Annotated in this window: 27 protein-coding genes; 5 read left to right on the top strand and 22 right to left on the bottom strand. The window is 71.4% G+C overall.

Annotation, left to right across the window (positions count from 1 at the left end):
* Positions 1 to 2: 2 nt before the first annotated feature.
* From ACFWAR_RS16480 to ACFWAR_RS16390, 19 genes are all read right to left on the bottom strand, one after another.
* A complete protein-coding gene (locus ACFWAR_RS16480) occupies positions 3 to 473 on the bottom strand; it encodes a (2Fe-2S)-binding protein (protein WP_385777684.1) in 471 nt (156 codons plus the stop codon).
* Positions 470 to 751 carry a hypothetical protein gene (locus tag ACFWAR_RS16475; protein ID WP_385777567.1) on the bottom strand — a complete coding sequence of 94 codons (282 nt, stop codon included), beginning with the start codon at positions 749 to 751 and terminating at the stop codon, positions 470 to 472. Before ACFWAR_RS16475 ends, ACFWAR_RS16480 begins: the two co-directional genes overlap by 4 nt.
* A gap of 10 nt (positions 752 to 761) precedes the next feature.
* Positions 762 to 2,246, bottom strand: a complete 1,485-nt coding sequence (locus ACFWAR_RS16470) for an aldehyde dehydrogenase family protein (protein ID WP_385777565.1) — start codon at positions 2,244 to 2,246, stop codon at positions 762 to 764.
* A gap of 34 nt (positions 2,247 to 2,280) precedes the next feature.
* Entirely contained in the window at positions 2,281 to 3,021 is a 741-nt protein-coding gene (locus tag ACFWAR_RS16465) for a type 1 glutamine amidotransferase domain-containing protein (protein WP_385777563.1), read from the bottom strand.
* Between the two features lie 71 nt (positions 3,022 to 3,092).
* Entirely contained in the window at positions 3,093 to 3,836 is a 744-nt protein-coding gene (locus ACFWAR_RS16460) for a MinD/ParA family protein (protein ID WP_385777561.1), read from the bottom strand.
* Entirely contained in the window at positions 3,836 to 5,110 is a 1,275-nt protein-coding gene (locus ACFWAR_RS16455) for a PP2C family protein-serine/threonine phosphatase (RefSeq protein WP_385777559.1), read from the bottom strand. Before ACFWAR_RS16455 ends, ACFWAR_RS16460 begins: the two co-directional genes overlap by 1 nt.
* Positions 5,111 to 5,138: 28 nt before the next feature.
* Positions 5,139 to 5,606 (bottom strand): ATP-binding protein, encoded by a 468-nt coding sequence (locus ACFWAR_RS16450; protein WP_385777557.1) that lies wholly within the window; start codon positions 5,604 to 5,606, stop codon positions 5,139 to 5,141.
* An 8-nt stretch (positions 5,607 to 5,614) separates the two neighbouring features.
* On the bottom strand, positions 5,615 to 5,926 hold the full coding sequence (locus ACFWAR_RS16445; protein ID WP_385777555.1) for an STAS domain-containing protein: 312 nt from the start codon (positions 5,924 to 5,926) through the stop codon (positions 5,615 to 5,617).
* Positions 5,927 to 5,950: 24 nt separating this feature from the next.
* Complete coding sequence (glgX, locus tag ACFWAR_RS16440; protein ID WP_385777553.1) at positions 5,951 to 8,089, bottom strand: glycogen debranching protein GlgX; 2,139 nt, start codon at positions 8,087 to 8,089, stop codon at positions 5,951 to 5,953.
* Entirely contained in the window at positions 8,086 to 8,427 is a 342-nt protein-coding gene (locus ACFWAR_RS16435) for an STAS domain-containing protein (protein WP_385777551.1), read from the bottom strand. Before ACFWAR_RS16435 ends, glgX begins: the two co-directional genes overlap by 4 nt.
* 37 nt (positions 8,428 to 8,464) lie before the next feature.
* Positions 8,465 to 10,285: an AGE family epimerase/isomerase gene (locus ACFWAR_RS16430; protein WP_385777549.1), complete on the bottom strand. Its 1,821-nt coding sequence runs from the start codon at positions 10,283 to 10,285 to the stop codon at positions 8,465 to 8,467.
* A gap of 1 nt (position 10,286) precedes the next feature.
* A complete protein-coding gene (locus ACFWAR_RS16425) occupies positions 10,287 to 10,739 on the bottom strand; it encodes a VOC family protein (RefSeq protein ID WP_385777547.1) in 453 nt (150 codons plus the stop codon).
* Positions 10,739 to 11,377, bottom strand: a complete 639-nt coding sequence (locus ACFWAR_RS16420) for a DJ-1/PfpI family protein (RefSeq protein ID WP_385777546.1) — start codon at positions 11,375 to 11,377, stop codon at positions 10,739 to 10,741. Before ACFWAR_RS16420 ends, ACFWAR_RS16425 begins: the two co-directional genes overlap by 1 nt.
* On the bottom strand, positions 11,370 to 13,013 hold the full coding sequence (locus ACFWAR_RS16415) for a GMC family oxidoreductase (protein WP_385777544.1): 1,644 nt from the start codon (positions 13,011 to 13,013) through the stop codon (positions 11,370 to 11,372). Before ACFWAR_RS16415 ends, ACFWAR_RS16420 begins: the two co-directional genes overlap by 8 nt.
* Before the next feature lie 12 nt (positions 13,014 to 13,025).
* Entirely contained in the window at positions 13,026 to 13,403 is a 378-nt protein-coding gene (locus ACFWAR_RS16410; protein WP_385777542.1) for a nuclear transport factor 2 family protein, read from the bottom strand.
* 13 nt (positions 13,404 to 13,416) lie between these two features.
* A complete protein-coding gene (locus ACFWAR_RS16405) occupies positions 13,417 to 13,872 on the bottom strand; it encodes a nuclear transport factor 2 family protein (RefSeq protein ID WP_385777540.1) in 456 nt (151 codons plus the stop codon).
* 34 nt (positions 13,873 to 13,906) lie between these two features.
* Positions 13,907 to 14,338 carry a nuclear transport factor 2 family protein gene (locus ACFWAR_RS16400; protein WP_385777538.1) on the bottom strand — a complete coding sequence of 144 codons (432 nt, stop codon included), beginning with the start codon at positions 14,336 to 14,338 and terminating at the stop codon, positions 13,907 to 13,909.
* A 71-nt stretch (positions 14,339 to 14,409) separates the two neighbouring features.
* Positions 14,410 to 16,050: a thiamine pyrophosphate-binding protein gene (locus ACFWAR_RS16395; protein ID WP_385777536.1), complete on the bottom strand. Its 1,641-nt coding sequence runs from the start codon at positions 16,048 to 16,050 to the stop codon at positions 14,410 to 14,412.
* Positions 16,051 to 16,094: 44 nt separating this feature from the next.
* Entirely contained in the window at positions 16,095 to 16,919 is an 825-nt protein-coding gene (locus tag ACFWAR_RS16390) for a type 1 glutamine amidotransferase domain-containing protein (RefSeq protein ID WP_385777535.1), read from the bottom strand.
* 253 nt (positions 16,920 to 17,172) lie between these two features.
* On the opposite strand from ACFWAR_RS16390, the gene ACFWAR_RS16385 reads away from it, so the two are divergent.
* From ACFWAR_RS16385 to ACFWAR_RS16365, 5 genes are all read left to right on the top strand, one after another.
* A complete protein-coding gene (locus ACFWAR_RS16385) occupies positions 17,173 to 17,439 on the top strand; it encodes a UBP-type zinc finger domain-containing protein (protein WP_385777533.1) in 267 nt (88 codons plus the stop codon).
* Positions 17,440 to 17,612: 173 nt separating this feature from the next.
* Entirely contained in the window at positions 17,613 to 19,256 is a 1,644-nt protein-coding gene (locus ACFWAR_RS16380) for an FAD-dependent oxidoreductase (RefSeq protein ID WP_385777681.1), read from the top strand.
* A 70-nt stretch (positions 19,257 to 19,326) separates the two neighbouring features.
* Positions 19,327 to 19,851, top strand: a complete 525-nt coding sequence (locus ACFWAR_RS16375) for a hypothetical protein (RefSeq protein WP_385777531.1) — start codon at positions 19,327 to 19,329, stop codon at positions 19,849 to 19,851.
* Positions 19,852 to 19,928: 77 nt separating this feature from the next.
* A complete protein-coding gene (locus ACFWAR_RS16370; protein WP_385777529.1) occupies positions 19,929 to 20,249 on the top strand; it encodes a putative quinol monooxygenase in 321 nt (106 codons plus the stop codon).
* A gap of 5 nt (positions 20,250 to 20,254) precedes the next feature.
* Positions 20,255 to 20,731 (top strand): group II truncated hemoglobin, encoded by a 477-nt coding sequence (locus ACFWAR_RS16365; protein WP_385777527.1) that lies wholly within the window; start codon positions 20,255 to 20,257, stop codon positions 20,729 to 20,731.
* A 44-nt stretch (positions 20,732 to 20,775) separates the two neighbouring features.
* Here the strand turns inward: ACFWAR_RS16365 and ACFWAR_RS16360 are convergent, their stop codons facing one another.
* From ACFWAR_RS16360 to ACFWAR_RS16350, 3 genes are all read right to left on the bottom strand, one after another.
* Positions 20,776 to 21,183, bottom strand: coding sequence for a barstar family protein (locus ACFWAR_RS16360; RefSeq protein ID WP_385777525.1), 408 nt, complete (start codon positions 21,181 to 21,183; stop codon positions 20,776 to 20,778).
* A complete protein-coding gene (locus ACFWAR_RS16355; protein ID WP_385777523.1) occupies positions 21,180 to 21,650 on the bottom strand; it encodes a ribonuclease domain-containing protein in 471 nt (156 codons plus the stop codon). The genes ACFWAR_RS16360 and ACFWAR_RS16355 overlap by 4 nt, the downstream gene beginning before the upstream one ends.
* Positions 21,651 to 21,766: 116 nt before the next feature.
* A complete protein-coding gene (locus ACFWAR_RS16350; protein ID WP_385777521.1) occupies positions 21,767 to 22,819 on the bottom strand; it encodes a sugar-binding transcriptional regulator in 1,053 nt (350 codons plus the stop codon).
* Positions 22,820 to 22,869: the final 50 nt, after the last annotated feature.

Raw genomic sequence — 22,869 nt, 5'->3', positions numbered from 1 at the left:
CTTCACCCCTCCTGTCTCGACGTCGCGCAGGCGCGCTGCACGCCCCGGACGACGCTGTGGTAGCCGGTGCAGCGGCAGAGGTTCCCGGTGAGCCATTCGCGGATCTCGGGCTCGGTGGGGGCGGGGCCGCCCGCGGTGGTGTCGACGAGTTCGCCGAGCGCCATGACCATGCCGGGGGTGCAGAAGCCGCACTGGGTGCCGTGCTCCTGGCGCAGGGCTTCCTGGAGTCCGTTCAGCTCGCCGTCGGGCCCGGCGACGCCCTCGATGGTGGAGACCTCGCGGCCGGTCGCGGCGACGGTGAGGACGAGACAGCTCTTGGCGGACTTCCCGTCGAGCCGGACCACGCAGGAGCCGCACTGGCCGGTGTCGCAGCCGACCTTGGTTCCGGTGAGGCCGAGCCCGTCGCGGAGCCGTTCGACGAGCAGTTCGTTCGGCTCGGCGGCGAACCGCTCTTCGACCCCGTTCACTTTCAGTGTGATATCCATGCGAGGGCCTGCGCTTCCGTGAACGGATGATTGAAGAGGGGCCCGTCGGGCTGCTGGAGAATTCCTCCGGAATGCGGCGGACCGGTGTCGACGGGGGCGAATCCGAGATCGGCGACGATTCCCGCGACGATTTCCTTGGCCTTCGCGTCGTCGCCCGCCGTGTAATGCGCCGGACGCTCCGCGTCCGTCGCGCGCGGGGCGCTTCCGGCGACGGCCAGGGTCTCGAAGTGCATGGACTTCAGGGATTCGACGATGCGGGGCACCATGGGTGCCCCTTCAGTCCATGCCGATCCAGACCGACTTGGTCTGGGTGTAGCTCTCCAGGGATTCGGGGCCGCACTCGCGGCCGAAGCCGGAGGCCTTGTAGCCGCCGTACGGCACCGAGGGGTCGTACTGGTTGTAGCAATTGACCCAGACCGTCCCGGCCTTGATCTGCGAGGCGACCCGGTGGGCCCGGCGCAGGTCCTTCGTGTGCACCCCGGCGGCGAGGCCGTACGCGCTGTCGTTGGCGATGCGCACGGCGTCCTCCTCCGTGTCGAAGGGGATGATCGACAGGACCGGCCCGAAGATCTCCTCCTGGGCGATCCGCATGCCGTTGTCCACCCCGGTGAAGACGGTCGGCAGGAAGTACAGGCCCTCCGCCGAGGCCCCTTCCGGGGTCCAGCCGGTGCCGCCGACCCGCAGGACGGCGCCCTCCTTCTGGCCGATCTCGACGTAGGAACCGACCTTGTCGAACTGCCCCTGGTGGGCCAGCGGCCCGAACAGGGTGGCCGGGTCGCGCGGGTCCCCGGGCCTGAGCGCCGCGGCCCGGCGCACCAGGCGCTCGACCATCTCGTCGTGGACGGGCCGCTGGAGCAGCAGCCGCGAACCGGCGGTGCAGATCTCGCCCTTGTTGTAGTAGATGCCGAAGAAGGCGAGCTCCTCGGCGGCGTCGAGGTCGGCGTCGGCGAAGACGATGTTGGCGGACTTGCCGCCGAGTTCCATCGTGACCTTCTTCAGGGTGTCGGCCGCCCTGCGGATGATGGACTGGCCGACGACGGTGGAGCCGGTGAAGGCGATCTTGTCGATGCCCGGATGCCCGGTCAGCGTCTCGCCCAGCTCCACCCCGGGCCCGGTGATCACGTTGAGCACCCCGTCCGGGATCTCGGCCTCCTGGAACAGCTCGGCGATCTTCAGCGCGGTGAGCGGGGTGGCGGGAGAGGGCTTGTGCACGACCACGTTGCCCGCCGCGAGGGCCGGTGCGATCTTCGTCATCGACAGCAGCAACGGGAAGTTGAAGGGGGTGATGGCGCAGACCACCCCGACCGGCTCCCGCAGCGTGTAGGCGAGCTGGCCGCCCGCCGGGGCCCGCGAGGAGCCCTCCACCCGGGTCACGGCCCCGGCGTAGTAGTGCATGAGCTGGGCGGCCATGGGCGCGTCCACGGTGCTGGAGAAGGCGAACGGCTTGCCCATGTCCACGGTCTCCAGCAGCGCGATCTCCTCCAGGTCCCGCTCGATCAGCTCGCCGACCCGGTTCAGCCTGAGCGCGCGCTCCTGTGCGGAGAGTCTGCTCCAGGGGCCCTCCTCGTACGCCGTGCGGGCGGCGGCCACGGCCGCGTCCGCGTCGGCGGCGGCGGCCTGGGCCACCGGCACGATCTCCTGGCCGTCCACGGGGCTGACGTCCGGTTCGGTCCGGCCGTCCCGGGCCTCGACCCAGGTGCCGCCGATGAACAGCTTCCCGGGGTTGGCGAGGGGTTGGCCCTTGAGCAGACGCTTCGTCATGGCTGCCTTCCGGTATCGGGTGCGGGCGGGTGCGCTACCCCTGGTCGAGCTGACGCAGGAACGTCTCGGCAAGGGCCTTGGAGGAGTAGGGGTTCTGTCCCGTCGTGAGCCTGCGGTCCACGACCACGTGCGAGTCCCAGATCGCCTCGGCCTTCTCGTAGCGGGCGCCGAGCCGGGTGAGTTCGACCTCGAGGATCAGCGGGAGCCGGCCCGCCATGTTGGTGACCATCTCCTCGCCGTGCGAGAAGGCCGTCATCCGGTAGCCCTCGAAGGGCCACCGGCCCTCGCCGTCGCGCAGCGCGAGCAGCGCGGTGTGGCCGTGGCAGACCGTCGCGAGCGGCTTGTCCTGGGCGATGGCCCACCGCAGGACCTGCGCGAGCTCGTCGGACTTGGGGAGGTCCCCGATGGCGCCGTGACCACCGCTGACGTAGATCCCGTCGTAGTCGGCGACGTCCTTCTCGCCCAGGGTCTCCAGGGCGATCGGCCGCTTCAGCTGCGGGGTCTCCTCGATGGCCCGCAGGTAGGCGGCGGCGTTGGCCGCGTCGTCGTCCTCGGAGCCCTGCGGCCGGACCCACCGCAGGAAGGCGGCGTCGACGCTGGTCTGGTCGACGGTGGGGGCCCGCCCGCCGATCGTCGCCACGTCCACGCTGTGGCCCGCGGCCCTGAAGAGCCGATAGGGAACCACGAATTCCTCGGCCCAGAATCCCGAGGGGTGCTGTTCACCGTCCAGGAGGTGGAGCGTGGCCTTGGCCGTCATGACGACGAGAATCTTCATGACTGTTCTCCTTGTTTCCGATTCGCTGCCGATTCAACACGCCCCCCGCAAGGGGCGTAAGGGGGATGCCCTCAGGCACGCGATACTTCGTCACGTGCGTCGAGCACCGCGATGATGGTGTGGAATTCACCGACCATGGGGTGGTCGGGATGGGCTTCGGCGAATATGCGTTCGCCGTACAGCGCGGCCAATTCCGGTGCGTACGGCAGGATTCCGGCCAGGGGCGCGCCGTAGACCTGCTCCGCGCAGCGCCGGAAGCGGACCGGGTCCACGCCCTGCGGGGCCATGCTCATCACCAGGGCCCGCCGGCAGGAGAGCCGACCGGCCAGGGCGATGCTCTCCTCGACCCCCGAGAGGTCGATCCGGTCGGCGCGCGCGAGGATCAGCAGGACGTCGGCGCTCGCCATGGCGGTGACCGACTCGTTGCCGAGTCCGGCGTGGGTGTCGAGCAGCAGCACGTCCAGGGCCAGTGAGGAGCCCAGCCGGTCGAAGCCCTCCGGGAGCAGCCCGACGTCGTAGCCCGTGGTCATGATCTCCCGCAGGGCCGCGCTGCCGGTCCTTGCGGGTACGACGTACAGCCCGGGCACGCCGGTCCGCCGGGCCGCGGCCTCGATCTCGCACCGGCCGAGCAGGTAGTCGGTCAGCGACGGGCCGGGGCCGAGCCGGAAGAGCAGGTCGAGGACGGGCGACTGGATGTCGGTGTCGACCACCCCGACCCGGCGTCCGGCGCCCGCGAGCAGGAGGGCCAGGTTGGCCAGCACGGTGGACTTCCCGGTGCCGCCGCGGTGCGAGTGCACCACGACGGTCAGGGTCATCAGGCCACCGCCCGCTCGGCCGGTCCGGCGTCCCCGCCACCGGTTCCGTGCGGCCCCCGCGCCGCAGGTGGCCGGTGCAGGGCCAGCATGGTGACGTCGTCGTGCTGCTCCGCGCTGCCGGTGTGTTCCCGTACCGCGGTGTCCATCCGGTCGAGCAGGTCCCGGCCGCGCAGCGGCGTGCGGGAGAGCAGGTCGAGCATGCGCGCGTCGCCGAGGAAGGTGCCGTCCGGGCACCGGGCCTCGGGCACCCCGTCGGTGAAGATGAAGAGGGTGTCCCCGGGGTCGAGTTGGGCGTACCCGAGGGTGTAGACGCAGTCGGGGAGCACCCCGACCGCGGGTCCGGTGACCTCCAGGGGCCTGGGCGTGGAGCCGTTCGCGCTGAGCAACAGGGGCGGGTTGTGGCCGCCGTTGATGTAGACGAGGCTGCCGGTGTGCGGGTCCAGGACGCCGAAGAAGAGGGTGGCGAAGTAGCCCTGCCGCAGGTGGTTGCGGGTGAGGTAGCCGTTGGTCGCGGTGACCGCGTTGAGCAGCGGGGTGGCGCCGACGACCGGGATGCGCCGGCTGCTTCCGGCGCGCCCGGCGGCGACCAGGTTCTGCAGGCCGCTGTTCTCGGCGGTGTGCCGCAGCAGCGAGCGGATCAGGGCCATGAAGAGGGCCGAGCCGACGCCCTTGTCGCAGACGTCGGCGACGACCACGGCGAGGCGGCGGCGGTGGGAGATCTCGAAGACGTCGTAGAAGTCGCCCGCGACCTGCCGGGCGGGCCGGAAGCGGACGTCGATCTCCCAACCGTCGGGCACGGGCAGGGACTCGGGCAGGAAACCGGCCTGGATCTCCCGGCCGATCTCCAACTCCTTCTCGTAGCTCATGAGTTCGGCGCGGGCATCGGCTTCGCGCAGGGTGCGCCCGAGCTCGGCGCGCTCGGAGCAGGTGTGCAGCCGGGCCGCCACCAGGGCGGGCAGGAAGGGCGGGACGAGGTAGTCGTGGCCGATGCGCACGTGTTCCTCCAGGGAGGCGAACCCGCCCACGGTCCAGACGACCACGATCGGGGCTCCGGCCCAGCGGCGCAGCCTGCGCACGACCGTGCGCACGGACTCGCCCGCCACCTCGGCGGGGGCGAGCAGCACGTCGGCGACGGGCAGCGTCCCCAGCGGTCCGGTGAGCAGCTCCGACAGGGTGCGGGCGACCACGGCCGCGTCCATCGCCGCCAGGGCGGCGAGCAGTTCCGGGGGCGGCGGCGGGTGCGCCTCCAGGACGATCACGGTCGTGGACGGCATGGGCCGGTCCCCTCTGCCTGCATGGGTGTCATCGCCGCGGCCGCGGGCCCGCGAGGACGGTCAGCGTGCTGATGTTGCGGCCCTCCCTGCGTACGTAGCCGAACTCGTCCACGCTGGTGAGCGCGAGGTGGATGCCCAGGCCCCCGATCCGCCGCCGCTCGGGCGGCAGCTCGGTGGGGGGCGGCAGGCGGCCGGCGACCGGGTCGAAGGCCGGCGCGCCGTCCTCCAGGGCGATGCTCGCCCGCCCGGCCCCGGCGCGGCCCAGGACGGTGATCCGTCCTTCCTCGCCCCGGTACCCGTGCGTCACGATGTTCGTCGCCAGTTCGTCCACCGCGAGCCGCAGCCGGTAGGCGGCCCCCCGGTCGAGCCCGGCCGCCACCGCCACCGCCCGGACGAACCGGGCGATGGCGGCCAGCGAAGCGAGGGTGGCCGGGACGTGCAGCTCGGCGGTGGCCGGTTCGGTCAGGCGGGTCCCGCGGTGCGGGCTAGCGCCCATGGGTGCCCTCACTCATCGGAGAGGACGATGCTGCGGTCCAGACCGGCCGTCCGGATGGTCCGGGAGACCGGCTCGATCGCGCCGACGACCCGGATGGTGACGTGGCCGGCGACCTTCTGCTGGGCGAAGACCAGGGAGCGCAGCCCGGCGCTGGCCATGTAGCCGACTCCGGCCATCCGGATCTCGACGGTGCTCGTGCCGTGCCCGGCGGCCTTCTCGATGGTCTGGTGGAAGTCGGGCGCGGTGTCGGCGTCCAGTTCGCCCGCCAGCTCGATCACGGTGGTGTCGCCCTCGATGCTCAAGGACACGGAAAGCGGCATGTCAGGTCTCCTTCGGCCGTGCGGTCAGGACGTCTCGGGATCCGGTGCGCGGCCGACGAGGACGACGACCGAGCGCGGACCGATCAGGTACTTGCCGGCGTTCTCCAGGACGGCCTCGCCGCCCGGGGAGCGGATGTCGTGCGGGGCGGGGGCGCCGGTGTCGGCGAAGAGGTGCCAGCTGCGGTGCCCGGGCAGGGCGGGCAGCTCCAGGTCGTGCGCCTCCCAGTGCGCGTTCATGGCGACGTACACGACGTCGTCGTCGGCGGGTCCGCACCGGGCGACCGCCAGCAGGCGGCTCTCGGGCGACCAGTCGGGCTGCCAGGCCCGCTCCCCGTGCCAGCTGATGTCCGGCAGGCCGACGTGGTCGCGGACGAGGCCGGTGGGGTGTTCGGTGGAGCGCAGTTCGCGGTGGTGCATGCGCAGGGCGATCATCCGGCGGGCGAAGCGCAGCAGTTCGGCGTTGTCCTCGACCTGGTTCCAGTCGAACCAGGAGAGTTCGTTGTCCTGGCAGTAGGTGTTGTTGTTGCCCTGCTGGGTGCGGCCGACCTCGTCGCCCGCCAGCAGCATGGGGATGCCCTGGCTGGTGAAGAGGATGGCGAGGGCGTTCTTCATCTGGCGCAGCCGCAGCCGGTTGACCTCGACGTCGTCGGTGGGTCCCTCGGCACCGCAGTTCCAGCTCTGGTTGTCGTTGGCCCCGTCGTTGTTGTACTCGCCGTTGGCCCCGTTGTGCTTCTCGTTGTAGGAGACCAGGTCGGCCAGGGTGAAGCCGTCGTGCGCGGTGAGGAAGTTGACGGAGGCGGCGGTGCCGCGGCCGGTGTACAGGTCGGGCGAACCGGCGATCCGGGTGGCGAGTTCCCCGGTGAGGCCGGGGTCGCCCTTGAGGAAGCCGCGGACGGTGTCGCGGTACTTGCCGTTCCACTCCGCCCAGCGGCCGTAGGCCGGGAAGTTGCCGACCTCGTAGAGGCCGCCCGCGTCCCAGGCCTCGGCGATCAGCTTGGTGTGCCGCAGCACCGGGTCGTACGCGAGCATCTCCAGCAGCGGCGGGTTGGGCAGCGGGGTGCCGTCCAGGTCCCGGCCGAGGATGGCGGCGAGGTCGAAGCGGAAGCCGTCGACGTGGTAGTCGGCGACCCAGTGGCGCAGGCAGTCGAGCACGTAGTTGCGCACGACCGGGTGGTTGCAGTTGACCGTGTTGCCCGTGCCGCTGAAGTTGAAGTAGTAGCCCTCGGGCGTGAGCATGTAGTAGGTGGCGTTGTCGAGGCCCTTGAAGGAGATGGTCGGGCCGAACTCGTTGCCCTCGGCGGTGTGGTTGAAGACGACGTCGAGGATGACCTCGATGCCCGCCGCGTGCAGGTCCTTGATCAGGGTGCGGAACTCGTCGCCCTGCATGCCGTAGCGTCCGGTCGCCGCGTACCCGGCCTTCGGGGCGAAGAAGGAGACGGTGTTGTAGCCCCAGTAGTCGAGGAGGTGCTCGCCGGTCTCCGGGTTGGAGCGCGGGTTGTCGCTCTCGTCGAACTCGAACACGGGCAGCAGCTCTATGCAGTTGACCCCGAGTTCCCTGAGGTACGGGATCTTCTCGCGCAGGCCCGCGAAGGTGCCGGGGGCCGTCACGCCCGAGGAGGGGTGCCGGGTGAATCCGCGCACGTGGGTCTCGTAGACGACGAGGTCGGTGGCGGGGATCCGCAGCGGGGTGTCGTCGCCCCAGTCGAAGTCCTGGAGGCAGACGCGCGAGCGGTACTGGTAGCCCCGGTCCCGGTCCGGTTCCACGCCCCACACGTCGCGGCCGCTGATCAGCCGGGCGTAGGGGTCGGAGAGGATCTGCCGGGCGTCGAAGCGGTGTCCGGTGACGGGGTCGAAGGGGCCGTCGGCCCGGTAGCCGTATTCGATGTTCTCGTGGTCGAGGCCGAACACGGTCATGGAGAAGACGCTGCCGGTGCGGAACTCCTGGGGGAAGTCCAGCTCGGCCATCGGCTCGGGCGCTCCGCGCTTGAAGAGGACCAGGGCCATCGAGGTGGCCTGGTCGGAGAAGACGGAGAAGTTGACCCCGCCGGGGACCACGTTGGCCCCGAAGGGGAAGGGCTTGCCCGCGCGGACGCCGTACCCGCCCACCTCGTGGGTGGGGTAGGCGTCGACGCGCAGGACCTGTTCGGAGCCGCTCCCGCTCATCGCACGGCCGGTTTCGCGGCGGCCGCGGCGGCTTCGCCGGTCTCGAAGAAGTCGAGGAAGCCGGTGGCCGACATGACGAACCGGACTTCCTCGCTCACCCCGTACAGGGTGACGGCGACCCCGGCGTGCTGGGCCTCGCGGTAGACGACGAGCAGGGTCCGCAGGCCCGCGCTGGAGACGTAGCCGACGGCGGTGAGGTCGATGCGCAGCGGACGGCCCTCGCGGACCAGCGGCAGCAGCGACTGGAGCAGGGACCCGGAGGTCTCGCTGTTGATCTCGCCGGTGGCGACGAGCACGGTGCCCGTCTTGTTCCGGCGTTCCTTCACGCTGAGTGTCATGGTCTTCCCCTCGTGTTGGGGCGCCCCCCGTTGAGCGCTATTGCTGTACCGGCCGCAGCCGGACCTTGACCTTCACCCGCCCCTGGACGTCGGGCAGCCGCACGGTCAGGCCGTCCGCGTCGAAGTCCGTCCACGGCTTCTCGTCGATCTCGACGGACGCGACCTGGACCGAGCCGGCGGGGAGCAGGTCGGGCGAGACGCGCAGCACGCGGTCGGGCAGGCCCGCCGGATCGGGCTGGAAGTGGAAGTCCATCTCCCGGCCGTTGATCAGCAGGTTGTTGTAGACGGCGGAGAGGTAGCAGAGCTCCGCCGAGTGGTACATGGACATCGAGTGGCTGCCCTTGAGCCGCTCGGTGCCGAGCAGGTACGGCGTGCCGCTGGCCAGCACGTTGAAGTAGACCGCTCCCTCGTCGTGGTCGAGGAAGAAGGTGTTGTAGAAGGCCTCGGCCTGGCGGCCCTCGCGCAGGAAGTCCTCGTCGCCGAGGGTGCCGTGCAGGATGAGGTAGGCCAGGACGGCCTGTTCCTGCTGCCACCACGCCTTCCGGTCGTGCCAGGCGAAACGATACGTCTGGGCGTCGCCGACCTTCCGGCGCTCCACGACGTCGTACCAGCCGCCGCGCTGGAGGTCGCTCCCGACCTCCGGCATGATCTCGCCGATCCGGCGGGCCAGCTCCGCGTAGGCGGGCTTCGCCTTCAGGGAGTTCATCCGCATCAGGTTCCAGGCGATCTTGAGGTTGTGGCCGACGACCGCGCGGTCCTGCTGCCAGCTGTGCGTGGTGTCGTGGGACCAGTCGCGGTGGAAGCGTTCCTGGACGAAGGGGCTGTTCTCGTAGTCCGGGAAGCGGTCCGCGATGGTGTCGAAGGTGTACTCCAGGAAGTCGGCGTACTTCTGCTCGCCGGTCGCCAGGTACAGGTTGATCAGGTAGGCGGGCGCGTGGTCCCCGACGGAGTTCCAGTTCTTGCGCTCGCGGTTCTCGCCCAGCGACTCGTGGTCGGCGCTGAAGAGGATCGGGTCGATGTGCGAGTAGTAGCCGCCGAGTTCGCCGTCGTGGAAGAACTTGTCGAACAGCCGGATGGTGGCGTCCGCGTCGCTCTTGATCCGGACGTCGCCGGTGATCCGGTAGGTCTGGATCGGCCCGGCGAGCGCGTAGATCTGCTCGTACATCGGGATCGCGTCGTAGTCGTCGGAGAACTCCGAGGTGAAGAGCTTGCGCTCGCTGTCCCCGTCGACGCTGATGCCGTGGTACCAGAAGACCACGTCCTCCTCGCCGTCCACGACCCGCATGTGCTTGCGCAGGTACTCGGTGCCGCGCTCGGCGACCTCCAGGTACTCGTCCTTGCCGGTCAGGAGGTAGGCCGAGGCCATGCCGTAGACCAGGCGGGAGATGGTGTCCGTCTCCTGGACGTGGCTGGCCGTCTTGTCGCCGCCGAGCCGGATCTCCGTGCGGTACTGCGCGAAGTCGACCGGGCCGTCGCCGAACTGGGCGCGCCGGTAGAAGGAGGCCAGCGATTCGATCTGCTTGACCCACCAGCTCGGCTCCTCGAAGCGGAAGTCCTCGGCGCCGCGGCCGAGGAACACCAGCCGCTTCGCCTCGAACCGGCCGCCGCCCTCCGGGTAGTGCACGCCGTAGAGGTAGAGGAAGCGGCCCGGCGAGAGCATCTCGTCGATGTGCCCGGAGGCGTCCACGTACGGCTCGTCGAGATTGCGGACCAACTCGGCGCCGGGGTCACCGGCGAGCGAGGCCTCGAAGGCGCGGCCGTCGGCGGTCCGCAGGCGCAGGGTGCGGGCGGTGGAGTCGAAGCGGTCGACGTAGCCCGCGATGGTGTCGGAGAAGGAGAAGCTCACGGCGTCCGCCATGTCATGCACCGTCCTTGTCGGGAGAGCGGTCGGTCACTGCACGGTCTTCGTCCTCGTATCCCTGGCTGACCTCGACGATCACGCCGTCGGGGTCGCGCAGCCACACCGTGCGCCAGCCGTGGATGAAGTCGTCGAAGTCCAGCGGCCCCAGGGTCACTTCGGCCGCGTCCCCCAGCTCCGCCAGGAAGGCGTCGACGCTGTCGGTCTGGAAGGCCAGGTGGCGCATCCGCCCCGGGGCCCGGGGGCCGTCCTCGTGCGCCGGGCGGGCCGGTCCGTCGGCGGAGCCGAAGAGCTCCAGGTACGCGTCCCCCTTGCGCAGGAACACGATCCGGGCGTCCCCCAGCTCCACCACGCGGGCCCGGGCGAAGCCGAAGTACCGGGTGTAGAACTCCTCGGTGGTCTTCTGGTCGGCGCAGTTCAGGCCCACGTGCGAGAAGCGCAGGCTCGCGTCCATCAGGGGGCACCTCCCGACGGTGGCCGGGGCACGGTCCCCCGCCCCCGCGTCGCGGCGATCTGCTCGATGATCCGGCGGGCGAAGAGGTGGTGGTGGGCGCCGGTGCGGCCGGTGACCAGGTCGCCGTCGACGACCACGTCCTCGTCGACGTACTGCGCGCCCATGTTGCGGACGTCGCCGATCAGGTTGTTGTGGCAGACCACCTTGCGGCCGCGGACCTTCTCTGGGATCGAGGAGGCCAGCCACATGCCGTGGCAGATGATCCCCTTGAGGACCGCGGGCTCCTCGAAGGCCCGGCGCAACAGCTCGGTCGCGGGGGCCAGCCGGTCGACGTCCTCGGTGTAGCGCAGCCGGTCGGCCACCATGCCCGAGGGCACGATCAGGGCGGCGTAGCGGCGCAGCCCCTCGTCGTCGAGCCCTTCGAGGCTCCGGTCGGCGGTGAAGGGCGCCCGGTACTCGTGGCCGGTGAAGGTGATCGAGTCGTTGCCCCACAGCCGGGTCAGGAAGTCGACCTCGGCGCCCTCCTCGGCGAAGCGGCGGCCGTAGTAGAAGATCTCCGGCTCGTAGAAGTCGCTCTCGATCAGGACCGCGATCCGGGTCCCGGACAGCGCTCCCTCGCGCAGCACGGCGTCAGACACGGGAGGCTCCCTTCAGGAAGTCCGCCGCGCGCTCGGCGATCATCGCGATGGCGGTGTGGCAGTTGCCCGAGGGCACGGCGGGCATGACGCTCGCGTCGACGACGCGCAGGCCCCGTACGCCGTGCACCCGCAGCTCGGGGTCGACCACGGAGAGGTCGTCGACGCCCATCCGGCAGGAGCCGGCCTGGTGGTGGTAGCTCTCCGCCTTCTGCCGCACGAAGCGGCGCAGGTCCTCGTCGGTGACGGCGCCCGGACCCGGCTGGAGTTCCTGCTTGTACCAGGGCGAGAAGGCGGAGGTCGCGAAGATCTCGCGGGCCACGCGGACGCCCTGCACCATCCGCTCCAGGTCCCAACGGTCGCCCAGGTAGTTCGGGTTGATCAGCGGGTGGGCCGACGGATCGGCGCTGGCCAGCCGGATCCAACCGCGCGAGACGGGCCGGACCACCCCGGGCAGGATCGACACGGTGTGCGGATGGTCCTGGCCGACGATCACGTCGAACGGGACGTGGACGAAGGCGATCTGGAGGTCCGGCGCGGGCAGGCCCGGCCGGGAGGACAGGAAGAGCGCGCTCTCGGAGAGGTTCTGCGCGGGCGCGGGCAGTTCCTGGGTGACCTCGGCCATCAGCCCCGTCAGGACGTGGTTGTGGAAGTTCTCGCCGACCCCCGGCAGCGCCGCGGTGACGGCGATGCCGTGCGGGCGCAGCCGGTCCGGATGCCCGATCCCGGAGAGCAGCAGCAGCTTCGGGGACTCGATCGCCCCGGCCGCCACGATCACCTCGCGCCGCGCCCGGACGGTGTGCGTGCCGGGCGCGGCGGCGCTCAGGTGGACGTCGCGCACCTCGCGGCCCGGGAAGTCCCGCGCCGGGGCGCTCTGGACGTACTCGGCTCCGGTGCAGGTGTCCCCGTCGAAGAGCAGCCGGGTGGTCTGGGCGCCGGTGCGCAGGGTGAGGTTGGAGCGGGTGAGTGCGGGCTCCAGGTAGGCGGCGAGCACGCCCTGGCGGCGGCCGTCGGCGACGTCGATGTGGTGCCAGCCGGTGCCGAAGAGACCGCGCCGGGGCCCGTCGGTGTTGAAGTCCTCGATCTCCGGATGGCCGAGCTCCACGGCCGCGTCGATGAAGGCGCGGGAGACGGGGTTGGGGTCGTGCCGCCCCGCGTGGGTGACGCGCTGCGGGCCGCTGGTGCCGGTGGTGGCGGCGGTGCGGTCCTCCTGCGCCTCCAGCAGCGAGAAGTAGGGCAGGACGTCCTCGTGGGCCCAGCCCGCGGCGCCCTGGTAGGCCCAGTTGTCGAAGTCCGAGGCGTGGCCCCGGACGTGCATCATGATGTAGAGGTTGCTGCTGCCGCCGGGCGCCTTGCCGCGCGGTTCGTAGGTGCGGCGGCCGTCCAGCCCGGGCTGCGGGACGCTGGTGTAGCCCCAGTCGACGGGCCCGCCCAGCAGCTTGTACCAGGACGACGGGTCGTCCACCTCGGGCGGGATCCGCGCTCCGCCCGCCTCCAGGACGAGGACGCTGACGTCCGGGTCCTCGGTGAGCCGGTTGGCCAGGACGCCGCCCGCGGTGCCCGCTCCCACGACGACGTAGTCGTACGCTTCCTCGTTGCCGGTCCCGGCGCGGGATCCGGCGCGCGCTCTGCTGTCCACGAGTGGCCCTCCTCAGCCCTGGCCCAGCACCTGGAAGGGGACGGTGTCGTGGTGGTTCGCCATGTAGGCGATCCTTCCGTCCACGATCCGGAAGAAGTTCATGACCTCGGCCTCGATGGCCTCGCCCGCGGCGCTGACGGCGCTGAGGTGGGAGACGGCCGCGGCCTTCTCCCCGTCCGCGTCGAGGACGAAGTGCACGGGCTCGTTGCGGAAGCTGCGGTACATCGCGCCCATGCCCTTCATCATCGAGCGCAGCGTGTCCAGGCCCTCGACGTGTCCGGCGAGCTGTTCGTCCATCACCTGGTCGTCGGCGAAGAGGTCGCACCAGCGGTCCCAGTCACCGGCGTTGGCGTACTCGTAGTACTTCGTCAGGATCTGACGTGCGTCCATCGCGCTCATCCCCCTATCGGTCCCTACGGGTTCCGTCCGGCGCGAAGGGCGCCCAGAACTGGCTGAACGCGGTCGCCGAGTCGCCGAAGAGGCCGTCGCGGCCCTCCACGATCCGGCCGCCGCGCCAGCGCATGAAGTGGAGGACCGGGTAGTCCATCCGCTCGTACGGGGACGCGCCGGCGGGGTCGGCGCCCGCCCGCCGGGCGACGTTGCGGCACAGGTCGGCGCTGCAGTCCTCGCCGACGAGCACGGCCTCGATGTCCATCCGGAAGGTGCCGTCGGTGAGCTTGTGGGTCTGGCCCATCAGCTCCAGGAAGGCGTCCAGGCTCTCGTACCAACCGGCCAGCGGGTGGTTGCCCGGGACCAGCCAGCGCAGGTCCTCGGCGTAGTACTCCAGGATCCGGGCGCGGTCTCCCGAGCCGAGCGCCCGGTAGGCCGACTCGACCCGCTCCCGTGTCACTTCGGTCATCGCTCGTGTCCTTCCTCGGGCCCGGTACCGGGCCTCAGAGCGCGCCCGAACCGGGCATCGGGGCCAGCTCGTCGACGGTGTAGGTCTTGATGCGCGGGCCGCCGGGAGCGGCGACGAGCGTCCAGGTCTGGTCGGCATCGAAGCCGAGCCACTGGCTGCGGGCGCCCGGCGGGTCCCAGATCTTGGCCTGCCAGTTGACGAGGACGCGCACCACCGCGCGTTCGCCCTCGATGACGGGCTCCACCTTGGTGACGGTGTGCACCTCGTCGAAGAAGCGGTGGGTGACGGCCGCGTACCAGCGGCCGAAGCCCTCGTGGCCCAGGAAGGTGTCCTCCGGGACCTTGAACTCCAGGTCCGCGGTGATGAGGGCGAGCACCCGGTCCAGCGGAAGGTGCTGGTCCAGGGCCAGGTACCACCGGTCGGTGAACGCGCGGATCGCGTCCTCGGTCAGCCGCTCGACGGACATGCCTGTCTCCTCCTTGTCGGTGCGGGCGGGAACGTACGTGCCCGGACGGCGGGCACGGACGGCGTGCGTGCTCAGATCTGGACGTCGACGAGGAAGGGACCCGGGTGCGCCAGCATCCGCTCGACGGCCGCGGCCGCCTCGTCCGGCTTCTCCACCCGCGTCCCGCCCGCTCCCAGCGCCCGGGCCAGGGCGGCGAAGTCGATCTCGGGGCGGGAGAGGTCGAAGGAGTCGGGGAAACCGTGCTCGGGGATGGCCCGCTCGCGCCAGTACCGGGCGATGTTGTCGTCCAGCAGCCGGTACTTGCGGTTGTTGCACACGACGAACTTCGCCTCGATGCCGTGCCGGGCCGCGGTCCACAGCGCCTGGTAGGTGTACATCGACCCGCCGTCGCCCGCGAAGCCGACCACGGTCCGCTCGGGCCGGGCGAGCTTGGCGCCGACCGCCCCCGGGAAGCCGACCCCGAGGGAGCCGCCCCGGGTGAGGTGGTAGTCCCCCGGCCGTTCGGCGGGCAGGTAGTGGGTGACCAGCGGGGAGGTGGTCAGCGCCTCGTCGAAGACGATCAGGTCGCCCCCGGTCCGCTCGGCCAGGGCGCGCAGGAAGACGGCCATCGGCGTACCGTCCCCGGGCCCGGCGTCGCGGGCCGCCCGGGTCCGCTCCCGGACGCGGACGTCCAGCCGGGCGGCCGCGGCCGCCCGCCGCTGCGGGGTGAGCAGGCGCTCCAGGGCGCCGACCAGCGCGCGCAGCGCCCGTTTCGGGTCGGCCGCGAGGCCGAGGTCCACGGGGTGGTTCTTGGCGATCTCGTAGGCGTCGAGGTCGATGTGGACGACCTTGGCGCCCGCCCGGAAGGGGCTCTCCAGCTCCGGGAAGACCTCCGGGAAGACGTAGGTGCCGACGATCAGCACCCCGTCCGCCCCGGCGATCAGCTCCTTGCTGTGCGGGCCGAACATGTGCCCGCTCTGCCCGCGCCGCAGCGGGTGCGAGGCCGCGATGTTGACCTCCGAGGAGTCGACCTCGTACACGTCGGCGCCCAACAGCTCGGCGACGGCGACGAGTTCGGCCTGGGCCCCGGAGAGGGCGACGCCGTCGCCGATGAGCACGACGGGCCGTTCGGCCGCCGCGAGGAGCTCGGCCGCCCGGCCCACCGACGCGGGCGAGGGCGCCACGTCGGTGAGCGGGACGGTGGCGGGCAGGACGGGCTCGGTGTTCGGCTCGTCCAGCACATCCATCGGCAGCGCCACGAAGACCGGGCCGCGCGGCGGGGTCATGGCGATCTTCACGGCCCGCCGGACCGTGCGCAGCACCGAGCGCGGATCGGTCACCCGGGTGGCGTACTTGGTGACCGGCCGGGCCATGGCGACCAGGTCGGCGGCCATCTGCGCGTCCATCGCGTCGTAGCGGACCCCGGCGTCACCGGCGACCACGACGAGCGGGGTGTGACCGCGCAGGGACTGGTAGAGCATGCCGATCCCGTTGCCCAGACCCACGCCGGAGTGCAGCTGGAGCAACGCCGGACCGCCGGTGGCGCGGGCGTATCCGTCGGCGATGCCCGCGGCCACCGTCTCCTGGAGGGCGAGGACGTAGCGGAAGTCCGCCGCCGCGTCGGCCGCGTCGAGGAATCCCTGTTCCACGGTCCCGGGATTTCCGAACATCACCGTCAGGCCGTCGGCCTTGAACTGCTCGATCAGCCTTTCCCGTCCGGGAGTGGCTTCCATGAATTCCCCCTCGATTCACACGGGTTGCCGAAGGAACCGCCCGACTACCATCCGTACCGGGTGAGGCCGTCCTCCAGGACTTCCACGATCTTCTGCCCCGTGAGATAGGAATCGGGGGTGGAACGGCCGGTCACGAAGGGATGGTCGACGATCACCGAGAGCGGTTTGCCGAAGTTCCCGTGGTACGCCCCGCGCGGGCCCGTGGCATCGCGCAGGATGTATTCCAGCGGGTACGGCGGCGGGCCCATGTTGAAATCGGTACCGAGGAAACCGGTGCCGTCCTTGTAGTCGTATTCCTTGCAGTGCCCGGTGACGTGCTTGCCCCAGATGATGCTGCGGCGGTCGCCCCAGTCCCGGGCGAAGGCCAGGCAGGCCACGCCGTAGCACTCGGCGGCCACGACCTTGCCGGCCTTGTGGAAGGCCAGGATCAGGGCGTGGACGCGCTCGTTGTTGGCGAGGTCGGCGATGGGTCCGCTGCCGCCCACGACGAGCACGGCGTCGTAGCCGTCGATGTCGGCCTGGAGTCTGTCCAGGTCGCGGTGGTACTGCTCGAGCTTGCGGAGGTAGCCCTCGTCGCTCGTGTACGGGCGCTCCGGCGCCCACGCCTCGATGTCGAGCGGGGAGTCCAGCCGGCTCGACTGCTCGAACTCGCGCCCCAGCCGGGCGTTCTCCTCGGTGGTGACCGAGCGCCCCAGCGGGGGGTCGACGTAGTGCGCGTCGAGGCTCGGCGGAAGTGCGTGCGCGCGCTTTCCGGTCGGGGTGGCGAATACGACGTCGTAGCCCCGCTCGTCGAACTTCGAAACGGGCCCTATCAGTTCTTCGGCCCAGTAACCGTGTTCGGAGACAATGACCAGAATCTTTCTGCTCACGGATTCCTCCAGGCGCCGCCTGTTGTCGTTGGCGTTCCCCACACTGCTTCCGCCGCGAGCCCGCGTCAAAGCGCCCGTGTGCGACTACCTGAGGTAGCGGCCCAGGTCATGCGGGCACCTCACGAAGTCGTCCGGTGAGTTCATGAAGTACCCGCCGGACTTCATGACATCGGCCGAATCCATGAACCACTTCCCGAGGCCCGCCCTATCGTCGTTCGAGGCCGGATCAAGGTCGAGAAGGAGGACGGGGCCGATGGACGGTAGTTGCGCACACATCGATCAGATACGTCCGGTGAAGCCCTCCGCGGAGGGCTGCGAGGAGTGCCTCGCCCTGGGCGAGGGCTGGGTGCACCTGCGGATGTGCCTCGGCTGCGGCCACGTGGGGTGCTGCGACTCCTCGAAGCACCGGCACGCCACCCGCCACTTCCGGGCCTCCGGCCACCCGATCGCCGCCTCGCACGAGCCCGGCGAGTACTGGGCCTGGTGCTACGCCGACCGGCTCGTGCTGGACCCGGCGTGAGCGCGGCCCCCGGGACCCCCGCGCCCGCCTCCGGAGCCGAGCCCACCGCCTCCGCGCCCGCCCCCGGAGCCGAGCCCACCGCCCCCGGAGCCGCGTCCACCGGCTCCGGTCCCACCTCCACCGCCGCCGCGGCCGCGGCGAGCGCCGCCCGGGCGGAGAGCCGCAAGCCCGTCATCCTCGCCGTGGACGACGACCCCCAGGTGCTGCGGGCGGTCCGCCGGGACCTGCGCAGCGCCTACGGGGACCGCTACCGGGTGCTGGGCGCCTCCTCCGCCGCGGACGCCCTGAAGATCCTCGACTCCCTGGACGAACGCGGCCACGACCCGGCGCTCTTCCTGGTGGACCAGCGGATGCCGGACGTCACGGGCGTCGAGTTCCTCCTCGAAGCGGTCTCCCGCTTCCCCGACGCGCGCCGCGTGCTGCTGACCGCCTACGCCGAGACGGACGCGGCGATCACCGCGATCAACCGGGTCCGCCTGGACTACTACCTCCTCAAGCCGTGGGACCCGCCGCACGAGCGGCTCTTCCCGGTCCTGGACGACCTGCTGTCGGACTGGCTGGCCACCTACCGCCCCGCCTACGACGGGATCATCGTCGCCGGTCATCTGGTGGCCCCGGGCACCCACGCGGTGCGGGACTTCTTCACCCGCAACGGCCAGCCGTTCCGCTTCCTCAACGTCGAGCGCGACCCCGAGGCGCTGACCCTGCTCGCCGCCCAGCCGGGGGCCGCCCTGCCCCTCGTCCGCTTCCCGGACGGCGCGGTCCTCTCGGCGCCGACGGACACCGAACTGGCCGTCCGCCTGGGCCTGGCCACCACCGCCTCGCGTCCGCACTACGAGTGCGTGATCGTGGGCGCGGGCCCGGCGGGCCTGGCCGCCGGGGTGTACTCCGCCTCCGAGGGCCTGACCACGCTGATGCTGGACTCCCGGGCGCCGGGCGGCCAGGCGGGCACCTCCAGCCTGATCGAGAACTACCTCGGCTTCCCCTCGGGCCTCTCCGGCGGGGACCTGACCCGCCGGGCCACCATCCAGGCCGCCCGGTTCGGCGCCGAGATCCTGCACCCGGTCGAGGTGGTCTCGCTGACCCGGGACGATCCGGCGAAGATCCTGACCCTCGCGGACGGTACGGAGATCAGCGCGGAGACGGTCCTGCTGGCGACCGGGGTCGCCTACAACCGGCTCCAGGCGCCGGGCGCGGACCGCTTCGAGGGCGCGGGCCTCTACTACGGCGCGGCCACGACGGAGAGTTCGGCCTGCATCTCGCAGCACGTCTTCATCGTGGGCGGGGCGAACTCGGCCGGTCAGGCGGCGGTCCACTTCGCCAAGTACGCGGCCCGGGTGACGGTGCTGGTCCGGGCCGCCTCGCTCGACGAGAGCATGTCCCGGTACCTGATCGAGGAGATCGAGCGGACCCCCAACATCGAGGTCCGGGTCCGCACCACGGTGGTCTCGCTCGACGGGGACGAGCACCTGGAGCGGATCGCCCTGCACGACGCGGACACCGGGACGGACACCGAGGTGCCGGCCCGCTTCATGTTCACCTTCATCGGCGCCCGCCCGCACACCGACTGGCTGGCCGGGGTGGTCGAGCGGGACGAGCACGGCTTCGTCCTGACCGGCTCGGACCTGATCTCCAACGGGGGCGAACTGCCCGCCGAGTGGAGCCTGCAACGGGCGCCGTACCCGCTGGAGACCAGCGTTCCCGGGGTCTTCGCGGCGGGCGACGTCCGGGCCCGCTCGGTCAAGCGGGTCGCCTCGGGGGTGGGCGAGGGCGCGATGGCGGTGTCCCTGATCCACCGCTACCGCTCGATGGGCTGAGAGCGAAATCCGGGGGGCGCGCGGTCCGGGCCCTTGCGATCACCCGCCCACCGGATGCAACGTTGATTACATGATTACAGCCGAACAGCGCGAGCAGCTCCGGACCTGGTTCGCCGAGCGCCTGCCCATCGACGTCTACGAAGAGCTGGTCGAGGTGGTGGTCGACCGCGAGGAGATCACCGTCGTCGGCCGCGCCCCGGCCACGGAATCGGTGCGGGAGTTCCGCGAGCGCACCCGCGAGCAGCGCATCGAGGTGGCCCGCGAGGCCGAGGAGCTCTACCGGCGCAAGGTGGCCTGGGGCGTGGAGGCGGAGGGCGAGCGGACCCTCTTCACCCACCTCGCCGTGCCCGTGATGACCCGCCTGCGCCAGTCCGAGCGCGCCGTGCTCGACACCCTGGTCGCGGGCGGGGTGGCCCGCAGCCGGGCCGACGCGCTCTCCTGGTGCGTCCGGCTCGTCGGGAAGAACACCGACGCCTGGCTCACCGATCTCCGGGGCTCCCTGGAAAAGGTCCAGCAGGTCCGCGCGCAGGGCCCCGACCAGGAGGATGCGGCCGAGCCCGACTCGGCCGACTCCAGGAAGTCCGGGGACGAATGACCGAATCCGCGGCCGGGCACCGATGATCGCGGAAGGGTAGCCGCGAACACCCGAACCCAGGGAGAGGCACGCACACCATGACCACGACCGTCGAATACATCCGCTACCGGATCGCATCGGCCGACCAGCCTGCCTTCGAGGACGCGTACCGGCGGGCGGCCGAGGCCCTGGCCGCCTCGCCCGAGTGCATCGACTACGAACTGGCGCACTGCGAGGAGGAGCCCGAGCGCTACGTCCTGCGGATCCGCTGGACCTCGATCGACGCCCACCTGAACGGCTTCCGCAAGGGCGAGCACTTCCCGGCGTTCTTCACCGCGATCCGCCCCTACGTGACCGCCATCGAGGAGATGCAGCACTACCTCGTCACCGATGTCGTGGGCACGGGAAAGGCTTCCTGAAGGTCATGAGCACGCCGACGATCTACGAGTGGATGGGCGGGGCCGAGGCCATGAACCGCCTCACCGACGTCTTCTACTCGTACGCCCTGCGGGACGAGGTCCTCGCGCCGGTCTTCGCGGGCATGGACGCCGAACACCCCCGGCACGTCGCGGCCTGGCTGTCCGAGGTCTTCGGCGGTCCGGCCGAGTACTCCGCCCACCACGGCGGCCACCGGCACATGGCCACCAAGCACCTCGGCCGCGCGATCACCGAGGAGCAGCGCCGCCGCTGGGTGGACCTGCTCCTCGACACGGCCGACGAGGTCGGCCTGCCGACGGACCCCGAGTTCCGGGCGGTGTTCGTCTACTACATCGAGTGGGGCACCCGGATGGCGCTGATCTACTCGGGGCCCAACCCGCCCCCGGTGGACGCGGCCGCGATCCCGATCTGGTCCTGGGGCCAGACCCCGCCCTGGGTACCGAAGGCGGCGCGGGACGACTGAGCCGCGGCCGCCGGTCGGGCCGGGCCGGACCCGCCCGACCGGCGTCAGCCGCGGCACGGCGGCGGCCCCGGCTTCGGCCGGGGCTTCTCGCCCGGCTCCGCCAGCAGCACGCTCAGCACGCCCTCGGTGGAGCCCCGCCAGAAGTCCACGGCCTGCTCTAGGACGTCCTGGAAGGTCTCCCAGTCCCCCGGCCGGGCCGCCGCGTAGTCGCGCCAGGAGGTGACGGCCAGCAACCGCCCCGACGCGGCCGGCAGCCAGGACAGGTCGATCAGGCAGTCGGCCAGCGCGTCCCAGTTCCCGCCGAAGTGCTCCGGCAGCCGCAGCGCCCGCTCGCACCGCCCCATCAGGTCGGCCTTGCTGCGCACGCCGTCCAGGTCGAGCCGCACGACCATCCAACCGGCCTGTTCGGCTGCCGCCAGGGCGGGGGCGAGCGCCTGCGGGTCCAGGGTCATCGGAGAACCGCCTTGAAGGTGTCGTAGTGGTCGTCCGTGTAGAAGAACTCGCTGCCCTGACCGGTGATGATCCGGCGCGCACCGCGGTCCCGCGAGCCCGGCGTCTTCACCGTGAACTCGTGGTAGTAGCCGCGCTTCTGCTGCGGCAGCCGCTTCTCGAAGTTCCCGAAGACGGTGTCGTCCTGGCGGTACGGGTACGGTCCGCCCTTGTCGATGAGGGCGAGCGTGTCCCGCGCCTGCGGGGGCAGCTCGGCCGCCCGGACGGTCTTCATCCCCTTCGCCCACCCCGGGGCGGCGCTCGCCCGCGGGCTCGGGGAGCCGCTGGAGGCGGAGCCGGTCGACGCGGCGGCGCCCGGGGGCGCGGGGTCCTTCTTCCCGGCGCAGCCCGCCGCACCCACCAGGGCCACGCAGAGGAACACAGCCCCGAGCAGACGCAGCAGCTGGCGGGGCACGGTCCGGAAGATCATGCGCTGATGGTGTCAAATATCCGTTTCGCCCGCGAATCGCGCGCGGCAGGTGGCCGACGCGGGCGTCCGGCGCGGGCCCCCGGAGCAGGCCCGTGACGACCGCCGGGCGGGTCCCCCTACGCCAGGTCGTCCGGGTCGGCGCGCTCCAGCGCGGGGCGCAGCCCCGGCTGGGACTCGGTCAGCAGGAAGTCCGCCACCGCCGTGTCCGTCACCAGGCTGGTGACCAGCCCCGAGCGCAGCACCGCCCCGATCGCCGAGGCCTTGCGCAGGCCGCCCGCGATCGCCACGACCTCCGGGATCCGGCGCAGCCGGTCCGCCTCTACCGTGATGCAGCGCTCGCCGAGGTCGCGGCCGACCCGGCGGCCCTCGGAATCGAAGAGGTGCGCGGACATCTCGGCGGCGACGCCGAGCGAGGCGTAGTGCGCCCGCTCCTCGTCGGTCAGCATGTCGTGCACGGTCGAGATCCCCGGCTCCCAGGAGCCGATGGACACGGCCGCGACGGTCACCTTGTCGAAGTACTCGAAGGCCCGTGCGATCCCGGTCTGCCCCCGCAGCGCGGCGGCCGTCGCCGGATCGGGCAGCAGCATCGGCGCGTAGATCGGGTGCGCGTCCCCGCCCGAGACCTGGGCGGCGCGGCGCACGGCCTCCACGGACCCGCGCTCGGCCGTCCCGGCGTCGTACACGCCGGTGAGCTGCACCACGGTGCACGGCGGCAGCCGGTGCAGGGAGGCGGCCATGTGGATGGTGGACCGGCCCCACGCCAGGCCCAGCACGTCGCCCTCGTTGACCAGCTCGCCGAGCAGGTCCGCCGCCACCGCGCCCAGGTTCTCCGGGTCGGGGGCGTCCTCGGTCGCATCGGCCGGGGATTCCACGACGACCGCGTGCCGCAGGCCGTACCGGGCGCGCAGCGCGTCGGAGCGCTCCGCGTCCAGTTCCGCCGGCACCCGGATCTCGATGCGCACGAGGTCGCGTTCGAGGGCGGTCTCCAGTACCCGGGCCACCTTGAAGCGGCTCACGCCGAACTCCTCGGCGATCTGGATCTTGGACTTGCCCTCCAGATAGAAGCGACGGGCCATCGCCGCCGCCTGTACCAGCTCCGCGGGTCCCATCCGCAGGGCTGACCGTCCCGCCGACATTGCAGACACCGCGTTCTCCTCACTGCTGTTCACATTCTCGACTCGCCGTTCATCCTGTCAGATCCGAAGGCCGTTGATCAGCC

The organism is Streptomyces sp. NPDC059917, from assembly GCF_042730635.1.
Classification (GTDB): Bacteria; Actinomycetota; Actinomycetes; order Streptomycetales; family Streptomycetaceae; genus Streptomyces.
The sequence above is the reverse complement of the archived record's forward strand: the minus strand, read 5'-3'. Positions and strand labels throughout refer to the sequence as shown.